This window comes from Microcoleus sp. PH2017_09_SFU_O_A (assembly GCF_020738625.1).
Taxonomy (GTDB): Bacteria; Cyanobacteriota; Cyanobacteriia; order Cyanobacteriales; family Microcoleaceae; genus Microcoleus.
This window is the reverse complement of the sequence record NZ_JAEQCF010000006.1, coordinates 187,409-197,423: the sequence shown is the minus strand read 5'-3', so window position 1 is coordinate 197,423 and position 10,015 is coordinate 187,409. Positions and strand designations below refer to the sequence as shown.

Here is a 10,015-nt window from a genome sequence, read left to right as displayed (position 1 = left end):
TGCCAAAAAGAATGACCACTTTTGAGGTGCCAAGGTTTTCTTTTGTATGCTGAGTCCACGTTTGTCCAATTAATTGGCGATTAGAGGCGTAGCGATCGCGCAAGAATTCAACAAAAGTCCTTACGCTTTCGCTCCTACTTACTTTCGCTTAAAACCAGCCCTCAACCACCACGCAAGCAGAGTTATCAGTTCGTAGTGTTCAGTTGTGTGTTCAGTTGTGTGTTAAGAAATTGGTGAGAGTGGCGCTGAATTTATTCGCTGAGTTCAAAGGAAGAGTTGCAACTGTTGAATTTTGAAGTATTGAGGACAGCAATTCTCAACTTAAAACTCAATCTTGCTAACTCGATAAAAGCCTCCTTATTTCTATCTCTCAGATTTATCTGCTGAGCATAACTCATAACTCTCGATGGGTCGGGTTTAACTACTTTTTTATCTGTAACAGTGAAGAGTTAACAGTTAACAGTGAAGAGTTAAATTTCCTTCAACCCTGCACCAACTGACAGCTAATAACTCTTTAAGCTACTACTAATTACAGTTAAAGTCAGAGGCACTTTTCAGCGTTAGTGTCTCTAACTTGCTGCCAGTTTTTTGAGGAAATTGAATGACAAAGCAGATAGTTATAGCAGAGCAGCATCGCATTGCTGCCGTTTTTTCAGAAGATCAAATCCAAGAACTCGTGGTAGCCACAGGCAGCCACCAAGTCAGCGACATTTACTTGGGAATTGTCGAAAATGTACTTCCTGGGATAGATGCGGCCTTCGTCAATATTGGCGACCCAGAACGCAACGGGTTCATGCACGTCACAGACCTCGGCCCACTGCGGCTCAAGCGATCGGCAGGAGCAATTACAGAACTCCTCACCCCCCAGCAAAAAGTGCTGGTACAGGTGATGAAAGAACCGACGGGCAGCAAAGGCCCCCGGCTGACAGGCAACATTACCCTGCCCGGGCGTTATTTGGTACTGATGCCCTACGGCAGGGGAGTCAATCTGTCCCGGAGAATCAAGTCGGAAGCCGAGCGCAACCGCCTCAGAGCCCTGGCTATTTTGGTGAAACCGGCCGGGATGGGGCTGCTGGTAAGAACCGAAGCCGAAGGCATGACCGAAGAAGCCATCATGGAAGATTTGGAAGTGCTGCAAAAGCAGTGGGAAGCTGTTCAACTTGAAGGCGGTTCTACCCGGGCGCCGGCACTGCTCAACCGCGATGACGATTTTATCCAGCGGGTATTGCGGGATATGTTCAGCGGTGACGTGAACCGGATTGTCGTGGACTCGCAAAATGGGATTAAGCGGGTGAAGCAGCAGTTGATGAGCTGGAACGGCGGTAAACTTCCTGCGGGAGTTTTGATCGACCACCACCGAGAGCGCGCCTCGATTTTAGAATTTTTCCGCGTCAACGCTGCGATTCGAGAAGCTCTCAGACCAAGGGTAGATTTACCTTCTGGCGGTTATGTGATTATCGAGCCGACAGAAGCGCTGACGGTAATTGATGTCAACTCTGGCTCGTTTACTCGATCGGCAACAGCTCGCGAAACTGTACTCTGGACAAATTGCGAAGCAGCCACCGAAATTGCTAGACAACTACGACTTCGCAATATTGCCGGAGTGATTATTGTTGACTTTATCGACATGGAATCCCGCCGCGATCAGTTGCAGGTGCTGGAACATTTCAATAAAGCTCTCAAAGCTGACAAATCTCGACCCCAAATAGCTCAACTGTCCGAATTAGGACTGGTAGAACTCACCCGCAAACGCCAAGGTCAAAATATTTACGAGTTATTCGGCCACAGTTGCCCTACTTGCAGTGGGTTGGGTCATCTGGTACAACTCCCGGGCGAAGAGGACTTCGGCGCAGCGGTGCGGGAAGCAGCCGATCGCACTGTGACTTCCTCCAACCGGGTGATGTTGAACTTGCCAGAAGGATTGGAACGCCGCAGCTTGGCGCCTGTAGCTGCTGCAACTGCTGCACCAGTGCGAGAAGAACGTTCCCCCGAACTCGCTCGGGCTGCTTGGGAACCTCAGAGCGAAAGTTTGGATTTTGTTGAGACTGGCGGCAACGCCTCAGCTTTGGACTTGCTCAACCATCCCAGCTATCAGGATTTGGGCAACGGAACCAGACGGCGGCGGCGCCGCCGGATTGGTGAAGAGCCTTTTGCCGTCGTCCCGGTGGAAGAGGAACCGGTACGTAGCAAGTTGCGGCTGCCGAATACTTCGAGTGCGCCCGTCGCAGATACCCGCTCTGAGTATCTGGTGGTGACTCCCCCCGGCATCCGGGCAGCTTCTGAGGGCTTCGGGCTGGTGAATATGGCTGCTGTTGGCAGGCGCGAGGAATTCGATCGCGTGCGGCCAACTAAGTCTGAGCTGCTGAAGCCGATGGTGGAGCCTCCGGAGGTGATTTCGGTGGAAATGACGCCAGAAGAGCAGGATGTTTATGCTCTGATGGGGGTTTCTCCTTTGGTGCTAACGGATCGCAGCGTCAAAAATCCTAAAAATGCGATCGTTTCGGTGACACTCCCCGGATCTGCGCCGAATAAGCCGCCTTTTGAGCAGCTCGAATTTGAATTTGAAGCGCCTGCGCCAGCACCCCATGTTGAGGAACAAAATTATTATTCAGAAATGTCGGTTGCCCGGCCGGTATTTGCTGAGGATGACGATGACGATGATGCTGATGATGAGGCTGAAATTTACGGCGCAAGTTCGATCGACGAAATCGATGATTTTGAGCCGATGGAGGAAGCCGACGATGTGATGGCTTTCTCGAATCAGCCGAATAAGCTATATGAGTCGATCGAATCCTATGAGCCGATCGAATCCTATGAGCCGATCGAATCCTATGAGCCGATCGAATCCCACGAGGCGATCGAATCGAGCGAACCCGAGGAACCTGCGATCAACCGCCGCCGCCGTCGCCGCTCCTCTGCTGTTTTGGATGAGTGATTATGAAGGAAGAAGGAAAAGGGAAGAAGGAAGAAGGAACAAAGAAGAAGGAAGAGGGAAGAAGGAAGAAGGAACAAAGAAAAAGGAACAAAGAAGAAGTAGAAATTTTTACTCTCTTCCCATCTTTCCATCTCCCAATCTCCCCCTCTCCCTCTCCCCCTCTCCCCCTTTCCCCCTCCCCCTCTTTCCCTCGGATAATTGCAGGTGTAGATGAAGTAGGAAGAGGAGCTTTGTTCGGGCCAGTGGTGGCAGCCGCCTGCATTTTGCCCGACGAAGTTCTCGAAGAATTAGTAAGTTGCGGAGTGCGCGACAGCAAACAGTTGAGTGCCGCAGCCCGGAGTCGGTTAGCAGTCAAAATCAGGGCTGTGGCGGTTGACTGTCAAATTGGTGTGGCTTCGGTGCGGGAGATCGATCGCCTGAATATTTTGCAGGCTTCTTTGTTGGCAATGAAACGGGCGATTTTGAAATTAAATGTCGCCCCAGATTTGTGTTTGGTTGACGGCAATCAAAGAATACCCAATTTGTCGATCGACCAAGAGACGATGATTAAAGGTGATTCGCGATCGATTCAGATTGCCGCTGCTAGTATTGTCGCCAAAGTTTGGCGCGACGAATTAATCCTGCGGATGGCCGTCAAGTATCCTGAATATGACTTGACAAACAACAAAGGATATGGTACTGCTAAACATAAGTTAGCTTTGGAACGTTGTGGTGTGTCTGTCTTTCACCGGGTGTCATTTAGTCCCTGTCGAAAATAGTTAAATAGCACTAAAAAACCTAATTAATTTCAGCCAGAGCATCTAAAATTTGAACAGCCAAGAATTTTGGATTAATTGTTCTGGGCGCATAAACTCTACTCTGTAAGATGTGCAATATGCACCTTACCGCTTTATCATTTTCAGCCTCCGATAGCATCTACAGAATATTGATTTAACCTCTTCACCATGACTGATAATATGTTAAAAATTCCCGGCTATCACCTCACCGAGCAAATCTATAATGGCTCTAGAACCCAGGTTTATCGAGGAGTTTCTGAGTCAAACCAAAAAGTAATTATCAAACTGTTATGGAGTGAATATCCCACTTTTAGCGAACTCATACAGTTTCGGAATCAGTACACGATCACCAAAAATCTTGACCTTCCGGGAATTCTCAAACCCATTGCACTCTTAAACTATCAGAATGCTTTTGCTCTGATTACCGAGGATATTGGAGGTATTTCCCTCGCTGAGTATACTGTTAATTCAGAGCAATTGGAGAATATCAAATCCAGTAAATCTGACATTTCCTCCCTCCAGAGTTCGCCTCTACCGCTAAATGAATTTTTGCCGATCGCAATTCAGATTGTCAAAACCATAGAAGGACTATATCACAACCGAATTATTCACAAAGACATCAAGCCCCAGAATATCATCATTAACCCGGAAACTAAAGAAGTTAAATTAATTGACTTCAGCATTTCCTCACTTCTACCCAGAGAAAACCAGGAAATCCAAAATCCAAACGTCTTAGAAGGAACCCTAGCTTATATGTCCCCAGAACAAACGGGACGCATGAATCGGGGTATCGACTACCGTACCGACTTTTACTCGTTGGGAGTTACATTTTACCAAATACTAACAGGGAAATTGCCCTTTGACTCTAACGATCCAATGGAGTTAGTCCACTGTCATATTGCCAGAATGCCAACTGAGCCAATCAATCTGGTTCCAGCTATCTCAGTGATGGTGAATAATATCATCATGAAACTGATGGCAAAAACTCCAGAATCACGCTATCAAAGTGCTGCTGGGCTGCGCTACGACTTAGAAAAATGCTCGCAGCAATGGCAAGAAAATGGGACTATTAGCGAGTTTGTATTGGCAAATCGGGATATTTGCGATCGCTTCGTCATTCCCGAAAAACTCTACGGTAGAGAAACTGAAGTTAAAGCCCTATTAGCAGCCTTCGATCGCATCAGCGAAGGCAATATCGAAATCATGTTAGTAGCGGGATTTTCCGGCATTGGAAAAACCGCCGTTGTCAATGAAGTTCACAAACCCATTGTCCGCCAACGGGGTTACTTCATCAAAGGAAAATTCGATCAATTTAAGCGGGATATTCCCTTCTCTTCCTGGGTGCAGGCATTCCAGAATTTAATCAGACAATTACTCACCGAAAGTGCTGGCGAGGTGCAGAAATGGCGAGTCAAGATATTAGGGGTTTTGGGTGAAAACAGTCAAGTTATTATCGATGTCATCCCAGAATTAGAACACCTGATTGGCAAGCAGCCAGAAGTCCTCAAACTAGAAGGAGTCGCAGCTCAAAATCGTTTTAATTTGCTATTTGGCAAGTTTATCCGAGTATTCGCCACCAAAGAACATCCTTTAGTAATTTTCTTGGATGATTTGCAGTGGGCAGACTCAGCTTCTTTGAAATTGATGCAGTTGCTGATGAGCGAAACAGATACCCGCTATCTGTTGTTAATGGGAGCATATCGAGACAACGAAGTATTTCCGGCTCACCCGCTAATGTTGACATTGGGTGAGATTAGGAAAGTAGAGGCTAATTCGTCAGCATCTTCTCTAGAAAAGCAGGATATCGATCCACCCGTCCTGAAAGTCAATCAAATTACCTTAGCACCTCTCAACCTAACTTCCCTAAATTGCCTAATTGCGGATACTTTTTCTTGTCCAATAGAAAGAGCAATGCCTTTGACGGAATTGATTTTTGCCAAAACCAAAGGCAATCCCTTTTTTGCAACTAAATTTCTGCAATTTTTGCACAGCGATGGATTTATATCATTTGATTTCACCCCCGGGGCAAGGGGGGGGTGGCAGTGCGACATTGCCAAATTGAGGGCGCTTTCTTGGACTGATGATGTCGTCGAGTTTATGGCAATTCAGTTGCAGAAATTGCCTGAAAATACTCAGCAAGCTTTAAAACTTGCAGCTTGTGTAGGTAATCAATTTGACTTAGCAACGCTAGCAATTGTCTCCAAAAAATCCGAGTCGGAAACAGCAGCCGATTTGTGGCTAGCACTGCAAGAAGGATTAATTATTCCCACCAGTGAAGTATATAAATTTTTTCAGAAATCTGAATCAATTGAAATTCTTCAAGGATCGGAGTTATCGGTTCCCTACAGATTTTTGCACGATCGAGTGCAGCAAGCGGCATATTCTCTGATTCCCGAATCCCAGAAACAGTCCACCCACCTCGAAATCGGACAATTGTTGTTGAGGAATACGCCAGAAGCAGAACAAGAAGAGAAGATTTTTGATATTGTCAACCAATTAAATATCGGGGTGGAGTTAATTACCGATCGAATCAAACGAGATGAGCTTGCTCAATTAAATTTAATAGCTGGACGTAAAGCTAAATCTTCCACGGCTTACGCGGCTGCTGAAAAATATTTAACTTTAGGCATAGAACTCCTGGATGTTGAGTGTTGGCAGAATCATTACAACCTGAGTTTAGCACTTTACGAAGAAGCCACAGAGGCGATGTATCTGAATGGTGATTTTGAGCAAATGGAGCCATTGGCAGAAATAGTCCTGGAAAAGGCAAATACGCTCTTAGATCAAATCAAAACTTATCAAGTTAAAATTCAAGCTTTGAAAGCGCAGAACCAACTCAAACAATCTTTGAATTTTGGGTTAGACATTCTCAAACTCTTGGGGATAGATCTACCTAAAGATCCAGAACTGACAGAAATTCCCTTGGCTTTTGAAAAGACGCAATTGGCTTTACAAGAAAAACCGATTCATGACTTAATTGATTTACCTGACATGAGTGACCCGCAAAAACTGGCAGCAACTCAGATGCTGTTACAACTCTGTCCTTCTGCTTACATGGTCACTCCAGTTTTGCTACCTCTCATTACTTTTAAACAAATTCAATTAGCCCTTAAATATGGTAATGCACCAACTCATACTCATGCCTATGCTAATTATGGACTCATTCTCTGCGGAGTCATGGGGGAGTTAGAATCGGGCTATCAATTTGGACAACTTGCACTAAATCTACTCGAAAAACTCGATACTAAGCCTTTCAAATCTATGACGCTGTTTGTAGAAGCTTGCTTTATCAAGCATTGGAAACAGCATATTACAGAGACCTTAAAACCTTTTCTAGCTTCTTACTTTAGCGGTTTAGAGACAGGAGATTTAGAACACGCTTGCTATTCTGCCCACAGGTATTGCTACCATTTATTCTTTAGTGGATCGGTCGAGCTATCAAGCGTGAAACTAGAGATGGAAACTTACGGTGATGCGATCGACAAGATGAATCAGGATAGCATTCTTCAATTGCATCAAATTTACCATCAAGTTGTATTAAACTTACTGGAAAGGACGGATAATCCTTGCTTTTTAATCGGTTCAGCTTGTGATGAAGCAAAAATGTTACCGATTCATATTGCCAATAATTACAGAATAGCGTGTTACTATTTTTTCTTAAATAAGTTAATCCTTTGTTATCTTTTTTGTGACTACCACCAAGCCATTGAGCATTCTGCCGGAGCAGAAGAGTATTTAGATGCAGGAGTAGCTTCGATATTAGTACCGATTTTTTATACCTATGATTCTCTGTCTAAGTTGGCGGTGTATCCCGATCGAGAGATTTCGGAACAACAACAAATCCTCGAAACTGTAATCGCCAATCAGGAGAAAATGCAAAAATGGGCGAATCATGCCCCGATGAATTATCTACATAAATTTTATCTAGTAGAGGCAGAACGGCATCGAGTTTTAGAGGAAAAATTAGAGGCGATCGAATTGTACGATCGCGCCATTTCCCTCGCCAAAGAAAACGGTTATCTCAACGAAGAAGCACTAGCCCAGGAACTCGCGGCTAAATTCTATCTCGCTTGGGGTAAAGATAAAGTTGGCACAGTTTACTTAACCGACGCCTACTACGCTTATGCGCGTTGGGGTGCAAAGGTAAAGGTTGAGGATCTAGAAAAACGGTATCCCCAATTGCTTGCTCCTATTCTGAACCAGAAAAAGAGCATTCATACAGACGAAACAATTGTGCTAATGAAGTCTGGAACTATCTCATCCACGAGTTCCAGTGTTTCAGAAATCCTGGACTTCGGGACAATCATGAAAGCATCTCAAACACTTTCAGGAGAAATTCAGCTTGACAAATTGCTGTCAATTTTAATGCAAGTAGTGATGGAAAATGCCGGAGCAGAAACAGGCAATTTTATTTTGCAAAAAGCAGGTAATTTAGTAATTGAAGCTACCGGAATTAGCGGTGTTGCAGAAATAAAAGTTCTGGAGTCAATTCCTATTGAAACTAGCGATAAGTTACCTCGAAGCGTCATCAACTATGTTTTTAGGACTCAAGAATATGTCATTTTTAACGACTTGTTCGAGGAAATCAACCAACCAGAATCTCCCATTAAAAATATTAACGATCCATACATAAGTCAGCACAAACCAAAATCAGTATTGTGTTTGCCTATTCAACATCAAGGAAAGGCGATCGGTATCCTTTACCTAGAAAATAACCTGACAGTGGGTGCATTTACTCTCGATCGATTAGCAGTTCTACAATTATTGTCTTCTCAAGCTGCCATCTCGATCGAAAATGCCCAACTCTATGCCAATTTAGAAGCAAAAGTAGAAGAACGCACCCAAGAACTCCAGCAGTCAGAAGCTCGTTTTCGACAACTTTACGAGCAATCCGCCGATGCAATTTTGCTTTTAGATGGAGATGTTTTTATCGACTGCAACCCCGCCACGGTCAAAATGATGCGTTGCAATGACAAAAAACAGCTTCTTTCCTTGCCGCCGGCTCAACTTTCTCCGGAGATTCAACCAGACGGTAGAAACTCTTTTGAAAAAGCCCAGGAAATCACAGCCATTGCTTTTTCGCGAGGTAGCTATCGCTTTGAATGGATGCACCGGCGCAGCGACGGAGAAGACTTTTGGGTGGAAGTATTGCTGACTGTAATTCCTGTAGATGGTAAGGAAATTCTGCATACGGTGTGGCGAGAAATTGGCGATCGCAAGCAGGCTGAAGCAGCTTTGTACCAGAAAAATCAAGAACTAAGCGATACTCTCCAACAGCTCGAAACCACCCAAGAAGAGCTGATTCAATCAGAAAAAATGGCAGCTTTAGGACAACTTGTGGCGGGAGTTGCTCACGAAGTTAACACACCCTTGGGTGCAATTCGTTCTTCAGCGGGAAATGTGTCTAAGTTCTTGGATCAAACTCTGGAACATTTGCCAGCACTTTTTCAATCTTTCTCTCCAGAAGAAGGGCAAAAATTCTCAGAATTACTTCAGCGATCTCTCCAACAAGAATCAATACTATCAACCAAAGAAGAACGCAAATTGAAGAGAGCTTTAAGAAGCGAACTGCAAGAATTAGAGATTGAGAATGCCGATACTGTTGCAGATCTATTAGTTGTGATGGGGATCTACGATCGTATCGAAACTTGTCTCCTGCTACTCCAAAAACCGGATAGTTTGCACATCCTAGGAACCGCCTACAAACTGTCTGAATTAAAAAGAGGCATCGCTACTATCAATACAGCTACAGATCGAGCATCAAAAGTTGTGTTTGCCTTAAAAACCTATGCCCGTTACGAACAGGCAGGCACTAAGACAACAGCCAGCATTGCTGAAGGGATCGAAACCATCTTAACTCTCTATCAAAATTTACTCAAACAAGGAGTTGAGGTAGTCAGAAACTATACCGAAATACCGCCGATACTATGCTATCCAGATGAACTAAATCAAGTGTGGACAAATCTCGTTCACAATGCTTTGCAAGCAATGGATAATCGTGGCACATTAACTATTGGATTGACGGAGCAATCCGATCAGGTAAAGATTAGCGTTACTGACAGTGGCAAAGGCATCCCTGAAGAGATCGAGGCGAAAATATTCGAGCCATTTTTTACTACTAAACCCGCAGGAGAAGGCAGCGGATTGGGACTGGACATTGTGAAGAAGATTGTGGAAAAACATCAAGGAAGGATTGAGGTAGAATCAATTCCAGGTGAAACTACATTTAATGTTTTTCTGCCGAACGTTAGAGTATAATTATGAAATGTACCAATATCAGGACTGAAGCATAAGCTGGTTTGCA

General features: G+C 44.6%; 3 protein-coding genes. All 3 read left to right on the top strand.

Annotated features, from left to right (window positions below; genetic code table 11):
• Window positions 1-601: 601 nt before the first annotated feature.
• The 3 genes from JGK16_RS04415 to JGK16_RS04405 all read left to right on the top strand — a co-directional run bounded on the left by JGK16_RS04415 (window position 602) and on the right by JGK16_RS04405 (window position 9,969).
• On the top strand, window positions 602-2,935 hold the full coding sequence (locus tag JGK16_RS04415) for an Rne/Rng family ribonuclease (protein WP_293189633.1): 2,334 nt from the start codon (window positions 602-604) through the stop codon (window positions 2,933-2,935).
• A 2-nt stretch (window positions 2,936-2,937) separates the two neighbouring features.
• Window positions 2,938-3,693 (top strand): ribonuclease HII, encoded by a 756-nt coding sequence (locus JGK16_RS04410; RefSeq protein WP_293174924.1) that lies wholly within the window; start codon window positions 2,938-2,940, stop codon window positions 3,691-3,693.
• 186 nt (window positions 3,694-3,879) lie between these two features.
• Window positions 3,880-9,969: an AAA family ATPase gene (locus JGK16_RS04405; protein ID WP_293189635.1), complete on the top strand. Its 6,090-nt coding sequence runs from the start codon at window positions 3,880-3,882 to the stop codon at window positions 9,967-9,969.
• The last annotated feature ends 46 nt before the right edge of the window (window positions 9,970-10,015 follow it).